This is a genomic window from Bradyrhizobium sp. ORS 278 (genome assembly GCF_000026145.1).
Lineage (GTDB): Bacteria > Pseudomonadota > Alphaproteobacteria > Rhizobiales > Xanthobacteraceae > Bradyrhizobium.
Genome location: NC_009445.1, coordinates 6,055,860 through 6,080,343, shown reverse-complemented (window position 1 = coordinate 6,080,343; position 24,484 = coordinate 6,055,860). Strand labels below are relative to the sequence as shown.

At 65.4% G+C, this 24,484-nt stretch carries 21 protein-coding genes and 1 tRNA gene; 13 read left to right on the top strand and 9 right to left on the bottom strand.

Annotation, left to right across the window (positions count from 1 at the left end; genetic code table 11):
• Nucleotide 1: 1 nt before the first annotated feature.
• Both BRADO_RS27270 and BRADO_RS27265 read right to left on the bottom strand, forming a co-directional pair.
• On the bottom strand, nt 2–2,317 hold the full coding sequence (locus BRADO_RS27270) for a nitric oxide reductase activation protein NorD (RefSeq protein WP_244422898.1): 2,316 nt from the start codon (nt 2,315–2,317) through the stop codon (nt 2–4).
• The gene (locus BRADO_RS27265) at nt 2,305–3,105 is read right to left on the bottom strand and encodes a CbbQ/NirQ/NorQ/GpvN family protein (RefSeq protein ID WP_012029425.1); all 801 of its coding nucleotides are present in this window, start codon (nt 3,103–3,105) and stop codon (nt 2,305–2,307) included. Before BRADO_RS27265 ends, BRADO_RS27270 begins: the two co-directional genes overlap by 13 nt.
• Before the next feature lie 1,006 nt (nt 3,106–4,111).
• Between BRADO_RS27265 and BRADO_RS27260 the strand changes: the two genes are divergently transcribed.
• The 11 genes from BRADO_RS27260 to BRADO_RS27215 all read left to right on the top strand — a co-directional run bounded on the left by BRADO_RS27260 (nt 4,112) and on the right by BRADO_RS27215 (nt 16,013).
• A complete protein-coding gene (locus BRADO_RS27260; RefSeq protein ID WP_157872620.1) occupies nt 4,112–4,759 on the top strand; it encodes a hypothetical protein in 648 nt (215 codons plus the stop codon).
• Between the two features lie 208 nt (nt 4,760–4,967).
• Nucleotides 4,968–5,135, top strand: coding sequence for a hypothetical protein (locus BRADO_RS36030; protein ID WP_371259346.1), 168 nt, complete (start codon nt 4,968–4,970; stop codon nt 5,133–5,135).
• A gap of 274 nt (nt 5,136–5,409) precedes the next feature.
• Entirely contained in the window at nt 5,410–7,995 is a 2,586-nt protein-coding gene (locus tag BRADO_RS27255; RefSeq protein WP_012029421.1) for an ATP-binding protein, read from the top strand.
• A 343-nt stretch (nt 7,996–8,338) separates the two neighbouring features.
• Complete coding sequence (locus tag BRADO_RS27250; protein WP_012029420.1) at nt 8,339–9,067, top strand: ABC transporter ATP-binding protein; 729 nt, start codon at nt 8,339–8,341, stop codon at nt 9,065–9,067.
• Nucleotides 9,067–9,987 carry a branched-chain amino acid ABC transporter permease gene (locus BRADO_RS27245; protein WP_041757003.1) on the top strand — a complete coding sequence of 307 codons (921 nt, stop codon included), beginning with the start codon at nt 9,067–9,069 and terminating at the stop codon, nt 9,985–9,987. Before BRADO_RS27250 ends, BRADO_RS27245 begins: the two co-directional genes overlap by 1 nt.
• A gap of 1 nt (nt 9,988) precedes the next feature.
• Complete coding sequence (locus tag BRADO_RS27240; protein ID WP_012029418.1) at nt 9,989–11,020, top strand: branched-chain amino acid ABC transporter permease; 1,032 nt, start codon at nt 9,989–9,991, stop codon at nt 11,018–11,020.
• Entirely contained in the window at nt 11,017–12,189 is a 1,173-nt protein-coding gene (locus BRADO_RS27235) for an ABC transporter substrate-binding protein (protein ID WP_012029417.1), read from the top strand. The genes BRADO_RS27240 and BRADO_RS27235 overlap by 4 nt, the downstream gene beginning before the upstream one ends.
• A 12-nt stretch (nt 12,190–12,201) precedes the next feature.
• Nucleotides 12,202–12,915, top strand: a complete 714-nt coding sequence (locus BRADO_RS27230; RefSeq protein ID WP_012029416.1) for an ABC transporter ATP-binding protein — start codon at nt 12,202–12,204, stop codon at nt 12,913–12,915.
• 77 nt (nt 12,916–12,992) lie between these two features.
• Entirely contained in the window at nt 12,993–14,453 is a 1,461-nt protein-coding gene (locus BRADO_RS27225; RefSeq protein ID WP_012029415.1) for an aldehyde dehydrogenase family protein, read from the top strand.
• Nucleotides 14,454–14,694: 241 nt separating this feature from the next.
• Nucleotides 14,695–15,099 (top strand): carboxymuconolactone decarboxylase family protein, encoded by a 405-nt coding sequence (locus BRADO_RS27220; RefSeq protein WP_012029414.1) that lies wholly within the window; start codon nt 14,695–14,697, stop codon nt 15,097–15,099.
• Complete coding sequence (locus tag BRADO_RS27215; protein ID WP_012029413.1) at nt 15,096–16,013, top strand: NAD(P)-dependent oxidoreductase; 918 nt, start codon at nt 15,096–15,098, stop codon at nt 16,011–16,013. Before BRADO_RS27220 ends, BRADO_RS27215 begins: the two co-directional genes overlap by 4 nt.
• 250 nt (nt 16,014–16,263) lie before the next feature.
• Here BRADO_RS27215 and BRADO_RS27210 read toward each other — a convergent pair whose 3' ends face one another.
• Nucleotides 16,264–16,929, bottom strand: a complete 666-nt coding sequence (locus tag BRADO_RS27210; RefSeq protein WP_012029412.1) for a nucleotidyl transferase AbiEii/AbiGii toxin family protein — start codon at nt 16,927–16,929, stop codon at nt 16,264–16,266.
• Nucleotides 16,913–17,740 carry a hypothetical protein gene (locus BRADO_RS36025; protein ID WP_063822884.1) on the bottom strand — a complete coding sequence of 276 codons (828 nt, stop codon included), beginning with the start codon at nt 17,738–17,740 and terminating at the stop codon, nt 16,913–16,915. Before BRADO_RS36025 ends, BRADO_RS27210 begins: the two co-directional genes overlap by 17 nt.
• Before the next feature lie 121 nt (nt 17,741–17,861).
• Between BRADO_RS36025 and BRADO_RS27200 the strand changes: the two genes are divergently transcribed.
• Together BRADO_RS27200 and BRADO_RS35835 are read left to right on the top strand one after the other, a co-directional pair.
• On the top strand, nt 17,862–19,793 hold the full coding sequence (locus BRADO_RS27200; RefSeq protein ID WP_244422896.1) for a DEAD/DEAH box helicase family protein: 1,932 nt from the start codon (nt 17,862–17,864) through the stop codon (nt 19,791–19,793).
• A complete protein-coding gene (locus tag BRADO_RS35835; protein ID WP_012029409.1) occupies nt 19,790–20,287 on the top strand; it encodes a DEAD/DEAH box helicase in 498 nt (165 codons plus the stop codon). The genes BRADO_RS27200 and BRADO_RS35835 overlap by 4 nt, the downstream gene beginning before the upstream one ends.
• Nucleotides 20,288–20,429: 142 nt before the next feature.
• Here BRADO_RS35835 and BRADO_RS27195 read toward each other — a convergent pair.
• The 5 genes from BRADO_RS27195 to mobA form a co-directional block, all read right to left on the bottom strand.
• Nucleotides 20,430–20,505 (bottom strand) — tRNA-Ile (locus BRADO_RS27195).
• Between the two features lie 185 nt (nt 20,506–20,690).
• Complete coding sequence (locus BRADO_RS27190) at nt 20,691–21,656, bottom strand: tripartite tricarboxylate transporter substrate binding protein (RefSeq protein ID WP_041757001.1); 966 nt, start codon at nt 21,654–21,656, stop codon at nt 20,691–20,693.
• An 83-nt stretch (nt 21,657–21,739) separates the two neighbouring features.
• Nucleotides 21,740–22,948, bottom strand: a complete 1,209-nt coding sequence (locus BRADO_RS27185; RefSeq protein WP_041757751.1) for an ABC transporter substrate-binding protein — start codon at nt 22,946–22,948, stop codon at nt 21,740–21,742.
• A 211-nt stretch (nt 22,949–23,159) separates the two neighbouring features.
• Complete coding sequence (locus BRADO_RS27180) at nt 23,160–23,750, bottom strand: cation transporter (protein ID WP_041757750.1); 591 nt, start codon at nt 23,748–23,750, stop codon at nt 23,160–23,162.
• Nucleotides 23,750–24,388, bottom strand: coding sequence for a molybdenum cofactor guanylyltransferase MobA (gene mobA, locus BRADO_RS27175; RefSeq protein ID WP_012029405.1), 639 nt, complete (start codon nt 24,386–24,388; stop codon nt 23,750–23,752). Before mobA ends, BRADO_RS27180 begins: the two co-directional genes overlap by 1 nt.
• Nucleotides 24,389–24,484 lie beyond the last annotated feature (96 nt).

Here is a 24,484-nt window from a genome sequence, read left to right as displayed (position 1 = left end):
CTCATCGCCGCGCCAGCCTGAAATAGAGTTCGGACAGCCGCGCCGGCAGATCCTCGACCCGGTGCACCAGCATGGTGTTGCCGCGGCCGAAGACGCGCGTCGCGGCCTCCGCGCCGGCCCGGCCAAGCACGACGCCATAGGCATCGATGCCCTGCGCGTGCAGCCCGAGCGCGGCGCGACGGGCGTCCTCGATCAGGTCGAGCGGATCGGAGACGTCGATGTCGGACGGCTCGCCGTCGGTGAGCACGATCAGCAGCTTGCGGCTGCTTGTTGCTACGCCGAGCACGGCGCCGGCATGGCGCAATGCCGCGCCCAGACGTGTGGACAGTCCGGACACGAGGCCCGCGAGCCTTGCGCGGCAATCGCGGTCATAGGCTTCGCCGAAGTTCTTGATGCTCGTCATCCGGATGTCGTCGCGGCCGTCGGAGGCGAATGCGAGCAGCCCGAACGTGTCGCCGAGCTGGTCCATCGCCTCGGCCAGCAGAGCGACGGCCAGGCGTTCGAGATCGAGGACCGTCGCGCCCGACGCCAGACGGTCGCGTGTCGATTCCGACACGTCGATCAGCAGCAGCGCCGAGAGGTCGCGATGCAGCGCCTTGGCCGACCGGAAGACGCGCGGATCCGGCATCTCGCCGCCGCGGAGCGCGATCCCGGCGTCGAGCACGGCGTCGAGGTCGAGGTCGTGGCCGTCCTGCTGGCGCTTCAGCCGAACGGTGCGGCCGATGCGGACGGCGCGGACCAGCCGCGCGACACGGCTGCGCAAGCTGCTGGCCTGCTCCAGTGCGTCCTCGATGGCATGCGAGCCGCCGCTTCCGGCCGCGACCTCGCGCACAGTGGTCCAGTCCGGCCGCTCGATCGCATCGACGCGATCCCATTCCGGATAGCGCGCCAGCATGACGCCGCGCGCGTCCGGCGCGACGGGGCGGGCGCGTCCGGGCTCGGCCGCCGCGTTGTCCTCATCCTGCTCGCGCCGTTCGCCGCTCTCGCTCTCCTGCTGCTCCGGTCTGACCGCATCGATGAACAGCTCGAGCACCTCGGCCGACGGAGCCGCATCGCCGTCGAACTCCCACAGGCCGAGACCATCGTCGCGATAGAGCGGCTCGACGACATAGGTCTTGGCGTTGAACTGCACGCGCATCTGGCCGAGATCGTTGCCGAGCAGCATGCCGATCTCGCGGCTGATGGCGTGATCGTCGAGGCGCGGCAGCGCCGCGGTGAACAGCGCGCGGCCCTTGCTGACGAAGCCGTCCTCATCGCGATAGGACGGATCGAACAAGGCGCGCGCCAGCCGTGCCAGCAGCATCGGCGCCGTCGCGACGCTGGTCGGGACGGCGACATGGTATGGCGCCCACAGCCGCCGCAGGCCCGAAAAGTCGCGCATCGCAAGCGTTTCGACGCGGGCGTCCTCGATCAGGTTGACCAGTGCGAGCTGCAGCGGCTTGAGCTGCCCGACAGCAAAGCGCGCGCGTCCGAGCACGAGATGCGCCTGCGCATGGGCCGCGGCCGCGCGAAACAACGCGCGCGCCGCCGCGCCTTGCGTGCCGCGATAGATCTCGGGCAGGCGGATCAGCGGCCCAGCGATCGCCACGCGGCGTTGCGGCGTCTGGCCGCCGTCCACCGCCATGCTTCGCAGCAGCGGCACCTCGCCGAACAACGCCGTGAGAAAAGCCTTCAGCTCGGTCTCGACGTCGGCGAACGTCACCGCGCCGGGATCGCGCGCGATCAGCCGCAGCGCCAGCTCGTCCTGCAGCGAAAAAAACGCGAGCCGCTTGCGGCGGTCGCCGGCGGCAGCGCGCAGGCCGGAGGCGACAAAGCTTTCGAACGCCTCGATCGTGCCCGGCCGCAGGATCTCGGGCATGTGGCCCGCCGCGGCCGCGAGCGACTCCGGCGCCTGGGTTGCCAGCGCCGTCATCGTCCGCCACCAGCGCGATAGCGCCGCGCCGCGCCCGAGGATGCGGCGCGCGGCGGGCAGCGCCTTCAAGGCGCTGGTCGCCGCCGGCGCGCCGGCATGGCGGCAGATCTCGGCGGCGGCCTGCGCGGCGCCGAGCAGCGGCGCGATCTCGTCCGCGGCGTCGCTGGTGCTCGCATCCCAATAGGCGATCAGGCAGGCCGCGCCTGCATTGACGTTGGCGAGAGTGAGCACCGCGCCGGCCCATGCCTCCATCACGGGCGGATCGAAGCGGCGCGACAGCGTGTCCCACGCGGCAATGAACAACGGCCGCAACGTCTCGCGCTGGCGCATCCACAGATGCAGCGTGCGGGTGTGCCCTTCCGCGCCGCTCACCAGCTGCAGCGGCGCCGCGCTCACGGCAGGCACGCCGCGATCGCGTCGGAGAGCGCGACGCGGATATCCGGATTGTCGGTGATCGGCAGCACGATGCCGGATTGCACGGCGTCCTGCAGCGGCAGGCCAGCGCGCACCATGCGGCCGGTGTGGATGAGCATCCGGGTCGAGGCGCCCTCGTCGAGCCCGTGACCCTGCAGGTTGCGCGAGCGCTCGGCGATGCTGACCAGCAGGCGTGCGAGATCGGCATCGGCGCCGCTCTCGCGGGCGACGATCGCGCTCTCGGCGGCCGGCGGCGGATAGCCGAAATCGATCGCGATGAAGCGTTGCTTGGTCGATTCCTTGAGGTCCTTGACCGCGCTCTGATAGCCTGGATTGTAGGAGATGGTGAGCTGGAAGTCGGGATGCGCCGGCACGATCTCGTTGTGCTTGTCGAGCGGCAGGATGCGGCGCGCGTCGGTCAGCGGATGGATCACCACCGTGGTATCCTGCCGCGCCTCGACGATCTCGTCGAGATAGCAGATCGCGCCGTGCCGCACGGCGAGCGTCAGCGGGCCGTCGTGCCAGACCGTGCCGGCGGGTTCCAGCAGATAGCGTCCCGCGAGGTCCGCTGCCGTCATGTCCTCATGCGCAGCGACGGTGATCAAGGGCTTGCCGAGCCGCCAGGCCATATGCTCGATGAAGCGGGTCTTGCCGCAGCCGGTCGGCCCTTTCAGCATCACCGGCAGCCGCTCGTGATACGCCGCCGTGAAGGTGGCGATCTCCTGACCCGCGGGCTGATAATAAGGCTCTTTGTCGATACGATAGGAGTCGAGGATCATGCTGGTCTCCGCTTCCCTCGTGGAGACCGGCCAAGCACCGCCGTTCTCCGCACAGGGAGATAGGGCGATCATTGCCATGGGAGCACGCTGCAGCCTCGGAGCGTGCGGGAATGCAGCTGCGCTGCAGCGGGAATTAGAGACGAAAACCCGGCGCTCGACAAGACGAAATGAGTTGCGGTGACGTCCCTGCAGCATAGGCCCTGCCGGGGATGCGTTCATGGGGGCGGCGATTGCGTGCGTTCGGGCGAATGGCATGTGCAAGGATCCAAGGCGTCACCGACGGACCAGCTGCGACTTGACGGCAAAGGGATGTTTGGACGTGCCGGTCCCCTCCGAGCTGCAAGCGCGGCTCATCAGCCTCGCGGCGCGTTTGTGCGTCCGAGCTTTGCTCTCAGGCACGCCCTCAACTGAGAAGGGCGCAGGGAAGGCCGGGTGCGGGCCGCACCCATGGCCCGCCTGCAGACAAAAAAGCAGGCGGCAGTCACCACAGGATTGGCCGAACAACCCGGCCTTCCCTGCGCGATGGATCTTACGGCTGCTCCGTGCTCTCCCAGGGGACCGGGCTTGCTTGCCCCCGTCATCGACATCGTCGCCGACCAAGACACCAGCGTCGGGGTGTCGGGACCACACGGCTTGACCGTCCGCGAAGGGATCGTTCGTCCGCACGCGAAACGCGCACTGCGACCCCACGCGGCCACCGCATCTCCCGCTCCACGGTCCGTGACGATCGCGAAACGCCCCTTCGGTGAGCGGAAGACGCGCGGAGCATCGATCTGATTTGCCCGACGACACAAGGCCGGATTTGCTCGACGGAATGCGGCAAACTGGCACGACGGGCAGTTTGCTCGGGTGGGTACGGACGGCTCATTCTCAGGCGGTAGGTTCGAGGGCGGAACACCATCTTGCCAGATCGCGCACGGTGCCAAGCTGTCCGAAACGGAAGGTCTTCAATTGAAAGGCTCGCTACTTTAAGATGTGGTGCGTCGGCCAGATAGGAGGTAGCGCCATGGTGCAAAATGAGCGTGCGGACGGAGCCACTCATGATGGCACACAGGCTCAAACGGCTGCGAGCTTCTCAGATAGAGCCGCCTTAGGAACGTCGCGCGGTCTTTTTAGTAGGCCGAGGCCTATGCCAGATGATCGCTTTTCCGGCCAATACTTCATGATCTCCGTTGCAGGTGGTTGGGTCGTAGAGCTCGTCTACTGCTTTGTGTCGGAAGCCCAATTTTTGGAAGGTATCCGTACCTTCTGTTTGCTTTGGCTTGCCTCGGCAGCAGCTTTCTTCTGTGGTACCATCATCGGCTTCTTGTTTGCCGTGCCGAAATCCTTGTCTAGCCCAGACACAGCAGCTGCTCAGAGGATTGGTCGCTATAGAGGCAATACGAATCTCGAGGAGGTGTCCGACTGGCTGACGAAGATCATCCTAGGATTAGGCCTCGTGCACGTCGATAAAGTCATTCAATTCATTGACGGACTGGGTGATGCGGCCGCGACTTCAATTGGACCCACGCAAGGTGCAAAACTGATTGCGATTTCGTCGATGATTTATGGCTTCGTGGCAGCGTTCATCATCGTTTATACGTGGACGCGTACGGCTGTGCGGCGAGACTTCGAGAGAAGTGAGTTCGCGGTCGTGGACTCGGTGAGAAGCTAAGCATACCAATAGGTTCCAACGCGCACTTAAGCTCCAGATGGTTTTGCGCTGATCTCCTGTTGCGGCGAGCCGACCGGCGTTGCGACCTGCTTCAATGCCGACGTCGCCGCAACCGCCAAGCGAGATCTCACGCCCGGTGAGGTGCTCGACGGGGAAGGCGGCTACACCGTGTTCGGCAGGCTGACGCCGGCGGAGACCTCTCTGGCCCATGGCTATCTTCCGCTGGGGCTGGCGCATCAGGTCCGGCTGGTTCGTCCCGTCGCCAAGGACGCCTTGCATCACCTGGTCGGACGTCGCGATGGACGAGACGGTCCCTGTGCGGCTGCGCCGCGAGCAGGAGGCGATGCATACCCCGGCCGCACGCCGGCACGCGTAACGGACACGCCCACCAGCCCGTGCGGTACAGGGGAGCCTTGGCTTCCGGCGCGGACATTGAAGTGAGCGGGCGCGGTCGGCGCGGCGTCATCAAATACCGCAAAGATGACATTCGCGCGGAAACCATGCTATCCAGGCGCTGCGATTGCTCGCGAGGCGCGGGCCCGGAACGTCGGGCTCGGCAAGACGTCCGGAGATTGGCGGGAGTTGGGCTGAGACTCCCGGGGACCCATCGCCGGGGAATCGGCTCGACGCTTTCCTGAAGTTCTGCGCTGATGTTGGACCCAACCACAACGATTGCCGACCATCGGCGTGGCTCGCGACGAGACGGCATTGTCCGTGCCCTGATCCGCCGCGCGCCGCGGTTCGGGATGAGACGCCGCTGGACGCCGCGGATCATCGTGCTGAGTGGTCTGGTCGTCGCCCTGCTGTGTGACGCCTTCGTCGCGCACATGCTGTTCGTCAATCATCGGGAGACGTACCGGGCGACCGAGGCGGCCAATGGCGACCTTGCCCGCGCGCTCGAAGAATACATGCTGCGCAACATCCAGGGCGTCGAGCTGCTGTTGAGCACCACCATCGACAGCCTGCAGCGCAACCCGTCGCTGCTCACCCGCGGAAATCCCGCGCTCGTCAGTGAGCTCAAGCGCAGGGTGGCGCCGTATCCCGTCGCCGGCGGCATCGCGGTTCTCGACGCCGAGGGCAACCTGCTCGGCGACAGCGAGGGGAACGGCGGTCCGGGCCGCGAGAACAATTTCGCCGATCGGGCCTATTTCAAGGTCCAGCGCGACGACCCGGACCATGGTCTTTTCATCGACGTTCCGGTTGCCGCGCGCGTCAACACCGGTCTGTTCATCGCGATGAGCCGCGCCTTCGTCATGCCGGACGGGCGCTTCGCAGGCGTCGTGTTCGTGCCGGTCGACTACGAGAATCTCCGGCAGTTCTTCCTGTCGCTCAATGTGGGGCAGCGCGGCACCGTGACGCTGTATCGCGACGACGGCACGATCCTGCTGCGGACGCCGAACGCTGACGCGTTTGCCGGCCGCAACCTTCGCTCCAATCGCCTGTTCACGCAATTTCTCCCGCTCGCCCCTTACGGAAGCTTCGAAGGCAGCGGCGTCACCGACGGGGTGTCCCGCAGCATCAGCTATCGGCGCGTCGCCGGCCTGCCGCTCGTCGTCACCGTGGCGCGCCATCCGGTGGAGTATCTGGCGGGGTGGAAGAACAACGCGCTGTACTACAGCGCGGTTGCCGCCGGGCTCAATCTGCTGATCGTCGGATTCGGCTTCAGCCTCGCGCGGCAATGGCAGCTGCGCGCGGCGTCCGAACAGGCGGTGCGGGACAATCTGGAGCAGTATCAGCTGGTGACCGAGAACGTGCCCGCGCTGATCGTGCGGGTCGGCGCCGACGGCCGCATCCGCTTCGCCAACCGCGTCGCGCGGGAGTGGTATGCCCAGGCTCCGGCGCAGGCCATCCGCAGCCGCAAGGTCGACGATTTCATCGATCCGCTGCGGGCCGGAGAGGCGAGGCTGAAGATCGAGTCGGCGTTGGCCGGACGCGCTATGCGCGGCGAGGAGAAGATCACCTTTCCCGACGGTCGCGAGCGCTGGTGCGAGACCATCCGGGTGCCCGACCGCGCCCAGGACGGCACGGTGCGCGGCTATGTCGTGCTGTCGGTCGACATCACCGAGCGCAAACGCATCGAGGATGAGTTGCGCCAGGCGCAGAAGATGGATGCCATCGGCCAACTGGCCGGCGGCATCGCGCACGACTCCAACAACATGCTGGCGGCGACGCTCGGCAATCTCGATCTTCTGCTCGACACGTTGCCGCCGGGCGAGGCCGCCTCGCGCGGCATGGCCGAGCGGGCGATCGAGGCAGCCGAACGGGTCGCCGATCTCAACCGGCGCCTGCTCGCCTTCGCGCGCAAGCAGACGCTGCAGCCGCAGATCACCGACGTCAATCAGCTGGTCGGCGGCATGACGACGATCCTTCAGCGGACGCTCGGCGAGACCATCGCGATCGAGCTGGTGCAGGATCCGGACTTGTGGCACTGCCTGATCGATCCCACGCAACTGCAGAACGCGCTGCTGAATCTCGCCCTCAACGCGCGCGATGCGATGCCCGGAGGCGGACGGCTCACGATCACGACCGCGAATGCCGTGCTCGCTCAGCCGCTCGACGACGGCGACGAGCGCATCGACGCCGGCGACTACGTGACGATCGCGGTATCGGACAAGGGCGCCGGCATGACGCCCGACATCGTGCGCCGCGCCTTCGAGCCGTTCTTCACCACCAAGGAGTTCGGCAAGGGGAGCGGGCTCGGGCTGAGCATGGTCTACGGCTTTGCGAGGCAGTCCGGCGGCACGGTGGTGATCGCGAGCCGGGTGGCGGAAGGCACCCGCGTCACGCTCTATCTGCCGAGCGCAGGACCGGCGCTGATCGAGCGGACGAATCCCGGAGCATCGCGCCCGCCGCGGCCTGAGACGGCCGAACGGATTCTCGTCGTTGAGGACAATGTCCTGGTCGGCGCCATGGCCTCCACCATGCTGTCCGCGATGGGATACGATCCCGTCGTGGTGATCAATGCGACCATGGCGATCGCTGAACTGGAACGGCGGGGGCCGTTCTCGCTCATGCTGACGGATATCGTCCTGCCCGGCGACATGACCGGAATCGACCTCGCGCGCCAAGTGCGGGGCAGGTGGCCCGGCCTGCCCATCATCTTCATGTCCGGTTTCGCGGATCCCTCGCTGGTGCCCGAGGACTTTCGCGCCACCACCACGCTTCTCGCCAAGCCGTTTCGCCTCGGTCAATTGTCCGACGCGATCGTGTTGGCGCTGGCTCCGGCAAGGAACTGACACGCGCCGGTGGACCGGTCGGCACGTCATGGCCAGCGCGGTTTCCGCTCGGACCGTTTGTGTGCGCTGCAGGAGAGTCCCTCTTCGTTGTTCGAGAAGGCTGCCGTCGAGCGCGCGACAATTGCGCTCCGGCGCGTCGTCGCATGGCGACGCATGTATTCCGTCGCATGAAAGAGACACTTGTCGCGGCGCGGAAAACGAAGCGTCCAGCAACTCGCGCTTGACGACGTCGCGTTGTCCGGGTGTGTTGACGCAGTTCGACGCTTACAGAGCTTCCCGGCCGACAAGGGAGGCCGGCGTCACGGGAGGAAGGGTCGAGGCCATGGCTCTCCGCGCGAGAGATGTGTCCATCCGTTTCGGGGGCGTTCTGGCGGTCGACAGCATGTCGCTCGACGTCGAGCCGCATGAGATCGTCGGATTGATCGGCCCGAACGGAGCCGGCAAGACCACCTTCATCAACTGCCTGTCGGGGGCCTATGTGCCGCAGAGCGGCAAGGCCACCTGGAAGGAGGTCGACCTGCTCGGGCGCCAGCCGCATGAACTGATCCGCCGCGGCGTGGTGCGGACGTTCCAGAACGTGGCCTCGCTGCACGATCTGACGGTGCTCGACGTCGTCAAGCTCGGCCAGGCGGTGCGGCATGGTGATCCCATGCGGCAGCTGCGCGACATGCTGCGCAGCGAGCGGGCGCGCGATGCCGAGCTGATCCGCACCATTCTGCAGCCGCTGCGGCTCGCCGAGGTCGCGCACCAGCCGATCCAGAGCCTGTCTTACGGCATGCGCAAGGCCGTCGATCTCGCGCGAGCGCTCGCCGCGCAGCCGCAGATCCTGCTGCTCGATGAGCCGGTGGCCGGCCTCACCGCCCAGGAGGGCGCGATGATGGCGGGCGTCATTCGCGAGGTTCGCGACCGCGTCGGCTGCGCGGTCGTGATGGTCGAGCACAAGATGGACGTGGTCAACGCGACCTGCGACCGCATCGTCGTGATGGCCGCCGGGGCGCGGATCTTCGAGGGATCGCCCGCGCAAGTGCAGTCCGATCCGTCGGTCCGTCGCGTCTATCTGGGAGAGCCGTGATGCTGATGTTCACCCTGCAGCTCATGGTCGCGGGCATCGCGACCGGCAGCGTCTACGCGCTCATCGCGCTCGGCATCGTGCTGATCTACAAATGCTCCGGCGTCGTCAACTTCGCGCAGGGCGCCTTCGTGATGCTCGGGGCCTACCTGACCTATGGCCTGGTGAAGCTCGGGCTGCCGCCTTACGTCGCGCTCCTCGGCGCGATGATCCTGATGGCGGGCTGCGGTGTCGCCTCGGAGCGGCTCGTGCTGCGCCCCATGATGAAGGCGCCGCTGGTCGCCGTGATGACGGTGACGCTCGGCATGCTGATCCTTGTCAAGGCGGTGTGCCTGGCCGTCTGGGGACCGGATCAGCTTGCGTTTCCGCGCTTGTTCCCGGACGGCGCGCTCGATGTCTTCGGCATCTTCATCACCTATAATTATCTCGCGGCGTTCGTGCTCTCGATCTGCCTCAGCGTCGGCTTCCTGGCGTTTTACCAGCTGACGCCGATCGGCCTGATGCAGCGCTGCACGGCCGACAATCCGCGGGCGGCGCTGGCGATCGGCATCCACACCAGCAACCAGATCTCGCTGGCATGGTCGATGTCGGCGGCACTCGCCGGCATCGGCGGCGCGCTGCTGGCCTCTCTCAACGGCCTGTCGCTCGGACTGTCCGACATCGGCCTGGTCGCCTTTCCCGTCATCGTGCTCGGCGGGCTGACGAGCCTGACCGGAGCGCTGGTCGCCGGCCTCCTGCTGGGCGTGCTGCAGGCGCTGACCGACGGTTTGCTGACGCCGGTCGCCGAGCAGTTCCTGCGCACCCACACCTCGATCTACTCCGCCGGCGCCCTGCAGCAGGTCGTGCCCTATGCGCTGCTCGTTGTCGTTCTGCTGGTGCGGCCCGAAGGCATTTTCGGCCAGCGTGGCACGGAAAGGCTCTGACATGTCGCGGAGCGTGATCGCCGCCGTCATTCTCGCGGTTCTCGCGATCCTGGGCACGCTGCTGCTCGGCCGCTTCGGCGCCTACCTGATGCATGCGGTTGCGATCGCCGCAATCGGCGCGCTGTCGCTCAATCTGCTGACCGGCTTCTGCGGCCAGATCAACTTCGCCCAGGCTGGCCTGCTCGGCGTCGGCGCCTACACGGCGGGGCTGGCCGGCAATGCCGGCTGGGATGTGCTGGCGCTCCCCGTGGCGGGCCTTGCCGCTGTCGTGACCGCGATGCTGATCGGATTGCCGGCACTGCGGCTGCGCGGTCTCTATTTCGCGATCGCTACCCTCGCTGCACAGTTCATTCTCGAATATCTGTTCAAATTCGCCGAGCCGATCACCCATGGCGTCTCGGGCCTGCTGATCAGGCCGATGACCGTGCTCGGCCAGCCGATCCAGACAGACCAGGGTTATGCGATCGTGGCGATCGTGCTGCTGCTCGTCACCTTCCTCGTGATGCAATGGCTGCGCCGCACCGATCTCGGCCGCGCGTTCCTGGTGGTCCGCGAGAACGAGGTGGTCGCCAAGGGCATGGGCATCAACGTCGCCCGGACCAAGATGCTGGCTTTCATGATCAGCGGCTTCTTCGCCGGCGTCGCCGGCGGCCTGATCGGCTTCACCGCGCGGCTCGCGCATCCCGAATCCTTCGGCATGAGCATGTCGGTCGACTATGTCGCGATGATCATCGTCGGCGGTCTCGGCTCGATGTCGGGTGCGGTGCTCGGGGCCGGCTTCATCACACTGCTGCCCGAGGCGATCCAGCGCCTTGGCGAGATCGTCCATATCTCCGACCTCTTGTCCGCGCTGCGCGAGATGGCGTTCGGCCTGCTCATCATCGTCTTCCTCATCTTCGAGGGGCGCGGACTGTCGGCGATCGGCGCGCGGCTGATGTCCCCACGCTGGCTGCGGAAGGCAGGCCAGGTCGACCGCGACAAGCAGGGCCTGCAGTTACAGAAGATCAAATCAACACAGGGAGGACTGGAATGAAGAAGCTCATCGCGGCCGCGCTCGCGGCCGGCCTGCTCACATCGGCGGGCGCGGCCCGCGCGGCCGACATCACCGTCTGCATCTGGGGCACGATCACCGGGCCGGACGCACTCGTGAACGGCATGAGCTATGGCCCGCGCGACTATTTCGAGTTCCTCAACCAGACCAAGGGCGGCATCGCCGGCAACAAGGTGAAACTGCTGCTGCTCGACGGCCGCTACAAGCTCGACGAGGAGCTGAAGATCTACCGCCGCTGCGTCGACCAGGAGCAGGCGGTGTACGTCAACGGCTGGTCGACCGGATCGGTCAAGGCGCTGCGCGACCAGATCACGCAGGACAAGGTGCCGTTCATGACCCAGAGCTACGCGAGCGAGGTGCTCGACCCGCAGAAGCTGCCCTACATCTTCATGGCCGGTCCGACCTACGAGCAGCAGATGATCATCGCGCTGCGCGATCTCGCCAAGAGCGGCGGCAAGAATCTCGTGATCATGCACCCTGACAACGAATACGGCCGCGGACCGGTCAACGTCGTGCGGCAGTCCAAGGTGATCGAGGGCAACGGCCTGACGCTGCAGGACACGATCGAATTTCCCTATGATGCCCAGGACTTGACCGCGCAGATGCTGCGCGTCAAGGCCAAGAACCCCGACATGGTCTACGTCCAGGCGTCGACCCCGCAGCTCCTCGTCGTGCTGCGCGACGCCGCCAAGGTCGGGCTTTCGGCGAAGAAGTTCGTCGGCAACATCTACAACATCTCGCCGGCGATCCCCGAGCAGCTCGGCAACAATGCCGAAGGCTTCCGCGCCATCCAGGTCTATTCGGATTTCGGCAGCGACATTCCGGCCATGGCCGATATCAAGGCGTTCGAGGCCAAGGGCAACGAGATCCAGAAGCGCGACGTCTACTACATGAAAGGCTGGTTCGAGGGGCTCGTCATGGCCAAAGCGATCGAGGCTGCGATCGCCAAGAACGGCGGCAAGGTGCCGGAGGACATCTCGGCGTTCCGCCAGAGCGTGCGCAACGAGATGGAGGGCCTGAAGGACGTCGACACCGGCGGCATCGTGCCGCCCGCGAGCTATGCCAACCACCAGGGCTCGACCCAGGCGCGCATGGCCGAGATCAAGGGCGGCAAATATGTGCCGGTCGGCGACTGGATCGACGCCCGCTGAGCGGAGAGGATCATGCTCGCGCTGAAGCAGCTTTCCGCGAATTATGACGGCGCGATCGTGGCGCTCGACGAGGTCGACGTTAGCTGCGGTGCGGGCCAGATCGTGGCGCTGCTCGGGGCCAACGGCGCCGGGAAGACCACGCTGCTGAAGGCCGTCGCCGGCATGCTGCCGTTCGATCGCGGCGACATCGTCGCCGGCGACATCCTGTTCGAGGACGTCTCGCTGCTCCGCCGACATCCGGCCGACATCTCGCGGCGCGGCATCGCACTCGTCCAGGATGGCCGGCAGTGCTTCCGGCAGCTGACCGTAGCGGAAAACCTGCAAGCCGCGTCCTTTGCGCATTCGAAGGGCGCGTCCGAGCGGCTGGAGCTCGTCCAGAGCTATTTCCCGTTCCTGCGCGAGATGATGGACCGGAAAGCGGGACTGCTGTCCGGAGGTCAGCTGCAAATGCTGGTGATCGGCATGGCGATCATGTGCAATCCCAGGCTTCTGATGCTAGACGAGCCAAGTCTCGGCCTGTCGCCGGTGATGGTGCAGAGCGTGTTCGACGCGATCGAGCGCATGCATCGCGAGCTGAAGATGACGATCGTCGTCGCGGAGCAGACCGTGCCGCGGCTGCTCAAGATCGCCTCCGACGCCTATGTGCTGTCGCGGGGCCGGATCGTGATGCATGCGCCGCCATCCGAGATGACCGAGGAAGAGCTGCAGAAGGTCTATTTGAACTAGCATGTGGCCCGCGCTGCCCGTCACCGGCGTGACGCCGCGGAGCGCATCCAAGGATCATAAGAAGTCGGAGAGCCGCCATGAACGCCAATGTCAAACTGCCTGCCGCCAAAGGTGTCTTCATCGACAACAAGTGGCAGCCCGCGCAATCCGGCCGCACCATCGCGATGCTGGCGCCGGCGACCGGACAGGTGATCGCCTCCATCGCCGCCGGCGACAAGGCCGACGTCGATCTGGCGGTCGCGGCCGCGCGCCGCGCGCTCGAAGGCCCGTGGGGCCGCCTCACGGCCGTGGAGCGTGGGCGGCTGCTGTCCAGGCTCGGCCGCCTGGTCGAGGACAATGCCGAGGCGCTGGCCAAGCTCGAGGCCGCCGACACCGGCAAGCCGATGAAGCAGGCGAAGGCCGACGTCGTCGCGGTCGCGCGCTACTTCGAATATTACGGCGGCGCCGCCGACAAGGTGCATGGCGACACCATCCCCTTCCTCGACGGCTTCTTCGTCACTACGGTCTACGAGCCGCTCGGCGTCACCGGCCATATCATTCCCTGGAACTATCCGGGCCAGATGTTCGGCCGCACCGTGGCGCCGGCGCTCGCGATGGGCAATGCGACCGTGATCAAGCCGGCCGAGGAGGCCTGCCTGGTGCCGCTGCGGCTCGCCGAGCTCGCTGCCGAAGCCGGCTTCCCGGCCGGCGCCGTCAACGTCGTGCCGGGCCTCGGCGAGGAAGCGGGGGCTGCCTTGTCGGCGCATGACGGCATCGACTTCATCTCCTTCACCGGCAGCCCCGAGGTCGGCACGCTGGTGCAGACCGCGGCCGCGAGAAACCACATCGGCTGCACGCTCGAGCTCGGCGGCAAGTCGCCGCAGATCGTGTTCGCCGACGCCGATCTCGATGCCGCGCTGACATCGGTCGCGGCCGCGATCGTGCAGAATGCCGGCCAGACCTGCTCGGCCGGCTCGCGCGTCCTGGTCGAACGGTCGATGTGGGACCGCTTCCTGTCCGAGCTCAAGCTGCGCTTCGAGAAGGTCACCGCCGGCACGCCGGAGATGGATCTCGATCTCGGCCCGGTCATCAGCGCGGTCCAGAAGAAGCGCATCGAGGGCATGCTCGCGCGCGCCGAAAGTGGCGGCGCCACGCGCGTCGCCTCGGGGCGGATCGCCGATGGCGTGCCGAGCGAGGGCTTCTACGTCGCGCCGGCGCTGTATCAGCACGTCGACCGCAACTCCGAGCTGGCACGCGAGGAGGTGTTCGGCCCGGTGCTGGCGGCGATGCCGTTCGACGACGAGGCCGATGCGATCAGGCTCGCTAACGGCACCGATTTCGGTCTGGTCGCCGGCGTATGGTCGGGCGACGGTTCGCGCGCGATGCGCGTCGCGCGCAAGGTCAAGGTCGGTCAGATGTTCGTCAACGGCTATGGCGCCGGCGGCGGCATCGAGCTGCCGTTCGGCGGCATGAAGAAGTCGGGCCACGGCCGCGAGAAGGGATTCGAGGCGCTCTACGAGTTCGGGGCGATGAAGACCCTGATTGTCAAGCACGGCTAGATAGACCTTCCTGAGTCCGACGGTTGCTTCTGGGACGAGCTTTCGCCGTCGCAGCTGCTGTCATGCTCCGCGAAGGCGGAGCATCCACTACTCCGCGGCGGACGAGATTGAACTGAGGTGTCACGGCGTCGTGGATCGTCCGCTTGCGCCGATAATGACAGCCGGGCTTACATGATGGACGCGCCAAGCCTTTGCCAACGGTCGTCGAGACAACAAGTTTTGCAATAGAGGAGACGTGCGGATGAGCGACGAGAAAGAGCTGTTCGAGAAGGGCCTGAAGGTGCGTCGCGAGGTGCTCGGCGAGGCCTATGTCGATGGCAGTCTCGCCAAGGCGGACGATTTCATGATGGCCTTCCAGCACATCACGACCGAGATGTGCTGGGGGTATGCCTGGACCCGCCCGGGTCTCGACCGCCGCACCCGCAGCATCGTCAATCTCGCGATGCTGACGGCGCTGAGCAAGCCGAGCGAGCTGAAGCTGCACGTCAAGGGCGCGCTCACCAACGGTGTGACGGTCGAGGAGATCAAGGAAATCCTGCTGCATGCGACCGTGTATTGCGGCATTCCCGCAGGTCTCGAAGCGTTCAAGGCGGCGCATGAGGTGCTGGTCGCGGAGGGCGCGATTGCCAAGAAGGGCGGCGCATGAGCGCGCCGCGAAGCGTCCTGTTCGTGGGCATCGGCAACATGGGCTGGCCGATGTCGGCGCGGCTGCTCGAGGCCGGCTGGGCCGTGGCGGTCAATGACGCGGTCGCCGGCCGCGCCGCGGATTTCGTCCGCCAGGTTGGCGGCACCGAGGCTTCCGATCTCGCCGCGGCTGCGGCGCAGGCGGATGTCGTCATCACGATGCTGCCGACCAGCAAGCACGTCGCCGATGCCGTGAGCGCGTTGCGCCCCGGCCTGAAGCAAGGTCACATCCTCGTCGACATGAGCTCCGGCGCGCCGGCGGCGACCCAGGCGATCGCGGCCGATCTCGCCCCGCTCGGCGTGGTGATGCTCGATGCGCCCGTCAGCGGTGGCGTGCCGCGGGCGAAAACCGGTGAGCTCGCGATCATGGCCGGCGGCGACGCCGCGGCGCTCGACCGTGTCGAGCCGATGCTGCGCGCGATGGGCACCACGATCCATCGCATCGGCGGCCTCGGCTCGGGACAGGCGATGAAGGCGCTCAACAACCTCGTCTCGGCCGGCGGCTTCCTGATCGGCATCGAGGCGTTGCTGATCGGCCAGCAGTTCGGCATCGATCCCGGCCTGATGACCGACGTGCTGAATGCCTCCACCGGCATGAACAATTCGACGCAGAAGAAGTTCAAGCAGTTCGTGCTGTCACGCCGGTTCAACAGCGGCTTCGGTCTCGACCTGATGCTCAAGGACCTGTCGATCGCGCTCGATGTCGCCCGCGCGGCCGGCGTCGCCGCCCCCTTTTCGAATCTCTGCCGCGAGCTCAGCGCCAGCGCGCAAGGACTGCTCGGTCCGGGTCAGGATCACACCGCGCTCGCGAAGCTGAGCGAGGCCCTGGCCGGCGTTGAACTCGGCGGTGAACAAGGCCCGCGCCCGCCAGGCTGAGCTCGTCGCCCCCGCAGCCTGACGATGAAGGATCGGTAGCGCTTTGGCCATCAAATCGCTGGTGGGCCCGGCAGGACTCGAACCTGCAACCAGACCGTTATGAGCGTGGGGATATCGGTCGGGTTCGTTGATGTCGCTGGGTTTTCGTTTGATTTCGATCGCATCCGTTGTGTTTTGATGCGATCGTTTCTGGTGCGAAACTGGTGCGGATGCAGAAGCCAATTCAAGCCTTTGTTCTCGTATCGTGCAGCTAGCCGGCTTTTGAAATCTGCTCCACGAGTTCGCGAACGGTTTCGAGGCATGTTTCTTGTTCGTGCTCCCATCCAGGTTGGATGTCGAGCTCTGCGAGGTCTGCTTTGAGGTAGTCGACGCGGATACTATTGACGCGACGAAGGAGGTCGTTCTTTTTCGAAGCAACTGCATTCAAGTTTTTGGTGAGGGAGACGCTGTCGATCTTTTTGATGACTGTGATGTCGAAGATGTCGCGAGGCTTCAGCATCGTCGCCCGATGGTACATCTTCTTGAGCGCGATCTCCGTTGGCGGCTCAACCATGATCGTTGACTTCCAGCCCGTCCGAATCGACGTCAGGTCGATCTCTTTCTCGACTGGCTCAAGATCCGAGAGGGCGCCGCTGACGATAAAGTCGATCTCGCCCTCTGGATATTTGAGTTTGAGATAGTGGGCGGCCTTGTCCCAATCAGCGCAGTTCCACACGTCCGTGATCTCAGGCGATAGCAAGGCAAGATACTGCGGGTCGTCGATGAACGCGTCGATGTCCCGGCTCAGCCGGTGGTTCGCATGAAGCATGAGGGCGGTGCCGCCGCCCAGCACCCATTCTGGAGCCGGCAGGCCCTGCTGCTTGAGGTCCTGGAGCCCGTCGAGTGTTCGCCCAAGAAGTCTACGCCAGCCGCTCAAGCGCGCGCTCCAATGCCGGGTTGCTTTCGCCTGTGGCCGACTTCATCGATCGATATGAGGCCGCGAGGTCTCGAATGGGAATAGCGTGAAGCCGGGCGAACTCCAGAACGAGTGCAGGTCGTACTTCTGTAAAGAACGTCACAACATGGGCGATCCAGTTTTGCCAGTCTCTCGAGGTGAGGCGATCAACAAGATCGACAGCTTCCATGGTTCGACGGTAGGGAGCGTTGATCGTGCCCAGAACAAGTTGATCGATGCTCTGACGCTTTGTGGCCCGATTGGAGGAGCGCGCGGGAGGATCCGATGTCGTCGTGCGACGCGTCGGTTTGTTTTTTGTTGCGGGATCGGCCGCAATAGTTTCCGTGGAGCTGCCTCTGCGCTTCCCAAGACCCGCGGCGTCTTCGGCAAGCGCTTCCATCGCTGCTCGCTGGGCGTCGATCTGCGACTTCAGCACCAACACGTCCCTTAGCTTGGCACGGCGGTGCTTGCCGACATACCGGAACGGCAGGTCACCGACGTCCATGCGATGGACGACCAGTGGCCTGGAAATTCCCAGAATGTCCGCCGCATCGTTCGGACTGAGCTCCTGATCCTCGGCGAGGACAGCGACGCGCTCTCCCTGGAGCAGATGGCCGAGCGCCGTCTCCAGCAGCGACGCTGCATTCGGTGGCAGCCTGATGACTTGATCCTCGCCCGACCGGCGACGGACCCGGACTTCGACCTGATCGCCCTTGCCAAGCTTCTCGAAGGTCTTGGCCGCCTTGCGGTCCTGGTCGGAGAGCTCGACGAATTGCAGCACATGGGTGGTCATGGTCGGATCCTTGCCGGGTCCCAATATATGACGTCCCTCAATTAACTGCAATATCTGAAATGTTCTGCTGAAGGCGCGGACCTCGGCAATGAGCTATAGAATGGTAACCGAGGGAAGAGCCGTGACCCGAGACCAGCCCAACCTTCTTGGGACAACAGAACGCGATCGCGAAATCGCGGCCCTCCGCGAGCGGTTGGCACGGCTCGAATCCGAAAAGGCAGAACTACAAGCCAATCTCAAGAGGCTGATCTCCGCTCCGGAAGCTCATCGCAGCCCGCATCTTGCCGGCGGCGTCTCGGTGACAAATGCCTCGAGCCCCGCCACCAAGATAGCTCTGTTTCGTTCGCTATTTCGAGGCCGACATGATGTGTTCCCGAAGCGTTGGGAGAACGCGAAGACTGGCAAGGCAGGCTATGCCCCGGCCTGTGCCAATGAGTGGATGCCGCGAATCTGCGGCAAGCCGAAAGCAAAGTGCGGTGACTGTCCGCATCATGCCTTCCTTCCCGTCACCGATGATGTGATCGGTGGACACCTCCGTGGACACCATACGATTGGTGTCTATCCTCTCCTGACGGATGAAACTTGCTGGTTTCTGGCAGTCGATTTTGACAAGGCGACTTGGACGAATGATTCCGCCGCTTTCCTGCAAGCATGCTCGGCGCGCGGCATTCCGGCGGCGCTCGAGCGTTCCCGTTCAGGGCAAGGGGCTCACGTGTGGATTTTCTTCGCGGAGCCGGTTACGGCCGCGATCGCGCGTCGGCTCGGCGCGCATCTCATCACGGAGACCATGGAGCGCAATCCAGACATCGGCTTTTCGTCCTATGACCGGTTCTTCCCCAGTCAGGATAGTATGCCGGCAGGCGGTTTCGGCAATCTCATCGCGCTTCCCTTGCAACATGATCCGCGCTCGACTGGGAACAGCCTTTTTCTCGACGAGACGACCTTCGAGCCTTATTCCGATCAATGGGCTTTCCTTGCGACGGTCAGGCGTATGACGCTTACAGAGGCAACAGCGGTTGCGGAAGAGGCCGGAAGACAGGGACGAGTGACGGGACTGCATTTGCCTCTGGATGAGGAGGACGATGCGCCTTGGGCCGTGCCGCCCTCCCGGCGGAAACCGGAGATCTCGATTACCGGACCCATGCCTGACCGCATCGATGTCGTGCTGGCAGACCAGATCTATATGCAGCGTGAAGGGCTTCCCGCCAGCCTCGTCAATCGGCTCATTCGGCTGGCCGCTTTTCAGAACCCGGCGTTCTACAGCGCACAAGCCATGCGGCTTTCGACATTTGGCCTTCCGCGCATTATTGCATGCGCCGAACTGCTTTCGCATCACATGGCCCTGCCACGCGGGTGCCGTGAGGGTCTTGCGGAGTTGGCGAGCGGCCTGAACGTCGATCTGCGCTGGCAGGATAAACGAAACGCGGGAGCCGACATCCAGGCGCGCTTTCTTGGGACGCTGACCAAGGAGCAGAAGACAGCAGTCACAGCCCTGCTGGCGCACGAAACCGGCGTGCTGGCAGCGACTACGGGATTCGGGAAGACGGTCGTGGCGGCGGCGATGATTGCCGAACGCAAGGCCTCCACGCTCATCCTCGTGCATCGCCGTCAGCTCATGGAGCAATGGGCCACACGTCTGCAAAGCTTCCTCGATTTGCCGCAGCACAGTATCGGCCAGGTCGGTGGAGGAGCGCGCAAACCGACTGGCATCATTGACATCGCGATGATCCAAAGCCTTGCCCGCGGGGGCGTGGTGGATGATCTGGTTGCTGGATATGGCCAACTGATTGTCGATGAATGCCATCATCTTTCGGCCGTCAGCTTCGAGGCGGTCGTCACCCGCAAAGACGGTCATCACACGATCATCTTCATGCAATGTGGTCCCGTACGTTTCCGTGTAGATGCAAAATCTCAAGCCGCTCGACGTCCCTTCGGTCTCGCGTCGTGCGGCGCAGAACATTCTTCGTGCTTCCACCTGAGCTCCAGTACGATCGTCCGCCGATTCAGCAGGTCTACGCGGCGCTTGCCGCTGACGAGGCTCGCAACGCTATGATCTTTGACGATGTCTTACAGGCGCTGGAGCATAAGCGGTCGCCGGTCATCTTGACCGAGCGCAGGGACCACGCGTTGCTCCTGGCCGAGAGGCTGTCTCGTTTCGCGCGCAATGTCATTGTCTTGACCGGTGGGGTAGGAGCAAAGCAAAGAAGAGGCGCAACGCAAAGGCTCGGCGATATTCCTGCGACCGACGAGCGGGTGCTGATCGCCACCGGGCGATACATCGGCGAGGGCTTCGATGATGCTCGGCTCGATACGCTCTTTCTTGCGATGCCGATCTCATGGAAGGGAACGCTCGCACAATATGTCGGGCGTCTGCATCGATCATACGATGCCAAGCGCGAGGTTATCGTCTACGACTACGTCGATGAAGCCGTGCCAGTCCTCAAACGCATGAGCGAGAAGCGGGGCAGGGGTTACAAGAGCGTCGGCTATTCGATCGATTGCGGCCCGGCATCGTCATGCCATCCAACGATGTTGCCGATTTTGTAAGCGTCGCTGCCTTATCGGGAAAGGCCAAGAGTCGCGAAATGTCGGCCCTTCGACCTTCGCCAGCCTATCCTTTTCGCCCCTGTACTCTCCGATTGCGCGACCCTTGACAAGGAGGCCTTCTGGCATCTGCATCCAAGGATTATGGTGGGCCCGGCAGGACTCGAACCTGCAACCAGACCGTTATGAGCGGCCGGCTCTAACCATTGAGCTACAGGCCCCGCGGCGCGGAGGGCTTTGCTGGGGGCGAGGGGCGGGAGGACCCGCGGCGCCCGGCAAAGGCCGGCGACGGTGCGGGCTTCGTTTACAGCCCTTGCGGCTCTGCGGCAATGCCGTCGCCGGATCGATTTGCAGCGCCATCCTCGGCGCCCGCGGCCGAACCGGGGCGGGGCGTCGGGCCGCCGCGCTAATCCACCGAAACCCCGGCGAATTCGACCACCTTGCGCCATTTCTCGGTCTCGTCGGCGACGAGCTTGCCGAATTCCGCCGGCGTCATCGCGCGCGGAATGCCGCCGGTCTCGGTCAGCCGGGCCACCAGCTTGGGATCCTTCAGCGCCTCGCCGACCGCCTTGTTGAGCAGCTCGACGATCTCGGGCGGCGTGCCCTTCGGCGCCGAGATGCCGTAGAAGCCGACCGATTCGTAGCCCGGCACGGTCTCGGCGATCGGCGGCACCTCGGGCACCGTCGGCCAGCGCTGCGGCGAGGTCACGCCGAGCGCGCGGACGCTGCCGCCGCGGGACTGCTCCAGCGCGGTCGGCAGGTTGTCGAAGATCAGCTGCACCTTGTTGGAGATGATGTCGGGAAAGGCCAGCGCCGAGCCGCGATAGGGCACGTGCAGCATGTCGCATTTGGTCATCGCCTTGAACAGCTCGGCGGCCATGTGCACCGAGGTGCCGTTGCCGGAGGAGGCGAACGCGATCTTGCCGGGATTGGCCTGGCAGTAGTCGATGAACTCCTTCACCGTCTTCGCCGGCAGGTCGTTGCTGACCACCAGCATGTTGGTGAGCTGCATGATGCTTGCGACCGGCACGGTGTCGCGGATGAAGTCGTAGGGCAGCTTCTTGTAGAGCGAGGTGCTGATCGCGTTGTTCGGCGCGACGAACAGCAGGGTGTAGCCGTCGGGCGCCGAGTTGATCATCGCCGCGGCGGCGATGTTGCCGCCGGAGCCGGTGCGGTTCTCGACCACGACCTGCTGGCCGAGACGCTCGGAGAGCCATTGCGCCATGATGCGGGCGACGATGTCGACGGGGCCGCCGGGCGCGAAGCCGACCAGCCAGCGGATCGGACGGTCAGGATAGGCGGCCATCGCCGGCGTGACGGCAAGGCCCGCCGCCACCAGCAGTCCGAACAGCAGTGCACGCGCCAGTCTCATGTTCGCTTCCCCCATCTGTTTCTTGTCGCGCAGGCCACGTCAGGCGGCCCGGCTCGACTAGGCCGCCTGACTTCGGTGAGGCACTACTTCTTGATCAGCGGACAGGCCGGATCGGGCGGGCCGAAGGCGTCCTCGCCTTTGATGGTCGCGAGGATCTTATAGTAGTCCCACGGATACTTGCTCTCCTCCGGCGACTTGACCTGGGCCAGCACGAGGTCGTGCACCATCAGGTTGTCGGCGCGGAGCTTGCCGTTGCGGGCGAAGAAGTCCTCGACCGGCGTCTCGCGCATCTTCGCCGCGACCGCGAGCGGATCGTCGCTGCCCGCGGCCTTGACCGCGTTGAGATAATGCGTGACGGCGGAGTAGACGCCGGCCTGCCACATCGTCGGCATCCGGTTCATCTTGGCGAAATAGCGCTTCGACCATTCGCGCGTCTTGTCGTCCATGTCCCAGTAGAACGACGTCGTGAGCAGCAGTCCCTGCGCTGCCGGCAGGCCGAGCGAGTGGATATCGGTGATCAGTGCGAGCAGCGCCGCCATCTGCTGGCCGCCCTTCAGCAGGCCGAACTCGGCCGCCGTCTTGATCTCGTTCATGTTGTTGGGCGGGCCTGCGGCAATGCCGATGATCTTGGCCTTGGAGGCCTGCGCCTGCAGGATGAAGGAGGAGAGATCGGGCGTCGCGAAGGGCGGCCTGACGGCGCCGACGACCTTTGCGCCATTGGCGGTGACCACGCTCGAGGCGTCTCGCTCCAGCGAATGGCCGAAAGCGTAGTCGTCGGTGATGAAGAACCAGCTGTCGCCGCCGCGCTTGACGACCTCCTTGGCCGTACCGGTCGCGAGGGCCTTGGTGTCGAACACCCATTGCATGGCGTAGGGCGAGCAGAACTTGCCGTGGAAATCGGCGGCGCCCGTCGACTGAGTAATGAACAGCTTCTTCTTCTCGGTCGCAATCGTCTGCACAGCGAGGCCGACCGCCGAAACCGGCACGTCGACGATGAGATCGACCTGCTCGGTGTCATACCAGCGCCGCGCGATCGCAGCCCCGATATCGGGCTTGAGCTGATGGTCGCCGACGATCACGCTGATCGGCTTGTCCAGCACCTTGCCGCCGAAATCGTCCACCGCCATCTGCGCGGCGGTGACCGAGCCTTGTCCGGTCGGGGTCGAAGCCGGGCCGTTCATGTCGCTGAGCACGCCGATCTTGACGACATTGTCGGAGATCTCGGCCTGCGCGGCCGTGGTGACCAGCAGCGCCGCCGCGGCGCATGCGAGCTTCAACGAGCTGAGTTGCAATCCGTCCTCCACCCTCGGCCTGATGCCGATGCTTGTCACGGCTCTGCCGGCCGTTCCCGCCTATCTGCAATCAATCCGCGACAGCCGTCAATCGCGTGACGCCACGCAGCGGTGGAGTGATCATGTGCGCTGCAGCACCGGGCGGTAGCACCTTGGCGCGCCGAGGGGCACGCCAGCCTTCAAGCCTTCACGGATTCAGGCCTTCACGGATTCAAGCCTTGGCTGCCTTGTGCTCGTCATGCGCGGCCTCCCACACCTCGCGCGCGGCGTCCGCATTCATCAGCGCAATGCCGACGCCGACGATCAGATCGGGCCAGATCGATCGCCACAGGAAGGCGGTGACGAGACCAGCCGCGATGATCGCGATGTTGGCGAAGGCGTCGTTGCGCGCGGACAGGAAGGCCGCCTTGGTCAGGCTGCCCTGGTGATGCCGGACCCGCGCCAGGATCAGCGCGCAGCCGAGATTGACGATCAGCGCGCCGAGGCCGGTGATGGTGAGCGGCAGCGGCGCCGGCACCTCGGCCGTGACGAATTTCTCGCCCGCGGTCCAAAGCCCGGCGAGGGCCGGCGCGAGCAGGATCAGCGCCAGCACCTTGCCGAGCCGCGCCCGTTGCGCCGGGCTCCAGCGCAGCGCCAGCGCGATCAGCAGATTGACCGAGGCATCTTCGAGAAAATCGACGCTGTCGGCGAACAGCGCGACCGAGCCGATCGACACCGCCACCGCGAACTCGATGCCGAAATAGCCGAGATTGAGCGCGGCGACGGTCAGCACGGCGCGGCGGACTGATGTTGTCGTGTCGATCACGCGTCTCGATCCTCCATCGCCGCGAGACGTTCCGCCTCGGCGAGATCCTCGGCGGTGTTGGCGTTGAAGAACGGATCCCGCGGGACGACCGGCCATGTCACGGTTGCGACCTTGTAGCGCGCGGTGAAGCGGGTGACCTTGCGGATGTCCTCGCTCACCAGGGCGTGGCGGAGATCCTCCCGCAGGCGAACCGGCCACAGGCCGATCACGGGATGGGTATGGCCGCCAGAGGCGGCCAGCGCCAGGTCCGTGTCCTCGGCCATGCAGGCCGCGGTCAGGCGCGCCACCAGATCACGTGGCAGGAAGGGGCAGTCGGCCGCCACGCTGATCATCCGCTGCGCCGCGGGCCGGTGCGAGGCTACCCAGTCGAGCCCGGCCAGGATGCCCGCCAGCGGCCCGGCAAAGCCCGGGACATCATCGGGCACGACGGTCAGGCCATAGGCTGCGAACCGCGCGGGATCGCCATTGGCATTCAGGACCAGCGGCTCGCATTGCGGCGCCAGCCGCGTGATGACATGCGCCAGCAGCGTGCGGCCGGCGATCACACGCATCGGCTTGTCGCCGCCGCCCATGCGGCGAGCGAGACCGCCGGCGAGCAGCAGGCCCGGAACCGCAGTGGTCGTCGAGGATGTCATCATTGTGTGCGTTATCACGTTCGGGAGTATCGCGTCAGCGGCGATCGGCGCGATCCACTCACGCCCCGTCCCACGGCGCTCCCTGGTGAGCGGCTT

What these genes read in the sequence shown, in the direction of transcription:
- BRADO_RS27265 (WP_012029425.1), bottom strand. Translation starts at nt 3,105, where the DNA reads ATGATCCTCGACTCCTATCGTATCGACAAAGAGCCTTATTATCAGCCC.
- BRADO_RS27190 (WP_041757001.1), bottom strand. Translation starts at nt 21,656, where the DNA reads ATGAGACTGGCGCGTGCACTGCTGTTCGGACTGCTGGTGGCGGCGGGC.
- BRADO_RS27240 (WP_012029418.1), top strand. Translation starts at nt 9,989, where the DNA reads ATGTCGCGGAGCGTGATCGCCGCCGTCATTCTCGCGGTTCTCGCGATC.
- BRADO_RS27215 (WP_012029413.1), top strand. Translation starts at nt 15,096, where the DNA reads ATGAGCGCGCCGCGAAGCGTCCTGTTCGTGGGCATCGGCAACATGGGC.
- BRADO_RS27220 (WP_012029414.1), top strand. Translation starts at nt 14,695, where the DNA reads ATGAGCGACGAGAAAGAGCTGTTCGAGAAGGGCCTGAAGGTGCGTCGC.
- BRADO_RS36030 (WP_371259346.1), top strand. Translation starts at nt 4,968, where the DNA reads ATGGCTATCTTCCGCTGGGGCTGGCGCATCAGGTCCGGCTGGTTCGTC.
- BRADO_RS27235 (WP_012029417.1), top strand. Translation starts at nt 11,017, where the DNA reads ATGAAGAAGCTCATCGCGGCCGCGCTCGCGGCCGGCCTGCTCACATCG.
- BRADO_RS36025 (WP_063822884.1), bottom strand. Translation starts at nt 17,740, where the DNA reads ATGACCACCCATGTGCTGCAATTCGTCGAGCTCTCCGACCAGGACCGC.
- BRADO_RS35835 (WP_012029409.1), top strand. Translation starts at nt 19,790, where the DNA reads ATGATCTTTGACGATGTCTTACAGGCGCTGGAGCATAAGCGGTCGCCG.
- BRADO_RS27230 (WP_012029416.1), top strand. Translation starts at nt 12,202, where the DNA reads ATGCTCGCGCTGAAGCAGCTTTCCGCGAATTATGACGGCGCGATCGTG.
- BRADO_RS27255 (WP_012029421.1), top strand. Translation starts at nt 5,410, where the DNA reads ATGTTGGACCCAACCACAACGATTGCCGACCATCGGCGTGGCTCGCGA.
- BRADO_RS27260 (WP_157872620.1), top strand. Translation starts at nt 4,112, where the DNA reads ATGGTGCAAAATGAGCGTGCGGACGGAGCCACTCATGATGGCACACAG.
- BRADO_RS27245 (WP_041757003.1), top strand. Translation starts at nt 9,067, where the DNA reads ATGCTGATGTTCACCCTGCAGCTCATGGTCGCGGGCATCGCGACCGGC.
- mobA (WP_012029405.1), bottom strand. Translation starts at nt 24,388, where the DNA reads ATGACATCCTCGACGACCACTGCGGTTCCGGGCCTGCTGCTCGCCGGC.
- BRADO_RS27225 (WP_012029415.1), top strand. Translation starts at nt 12,993, where the DNA reads ATGAACGCCAATGTCAAACTGCCTGCCGCCAAAGGTGTCTTCATCGAC.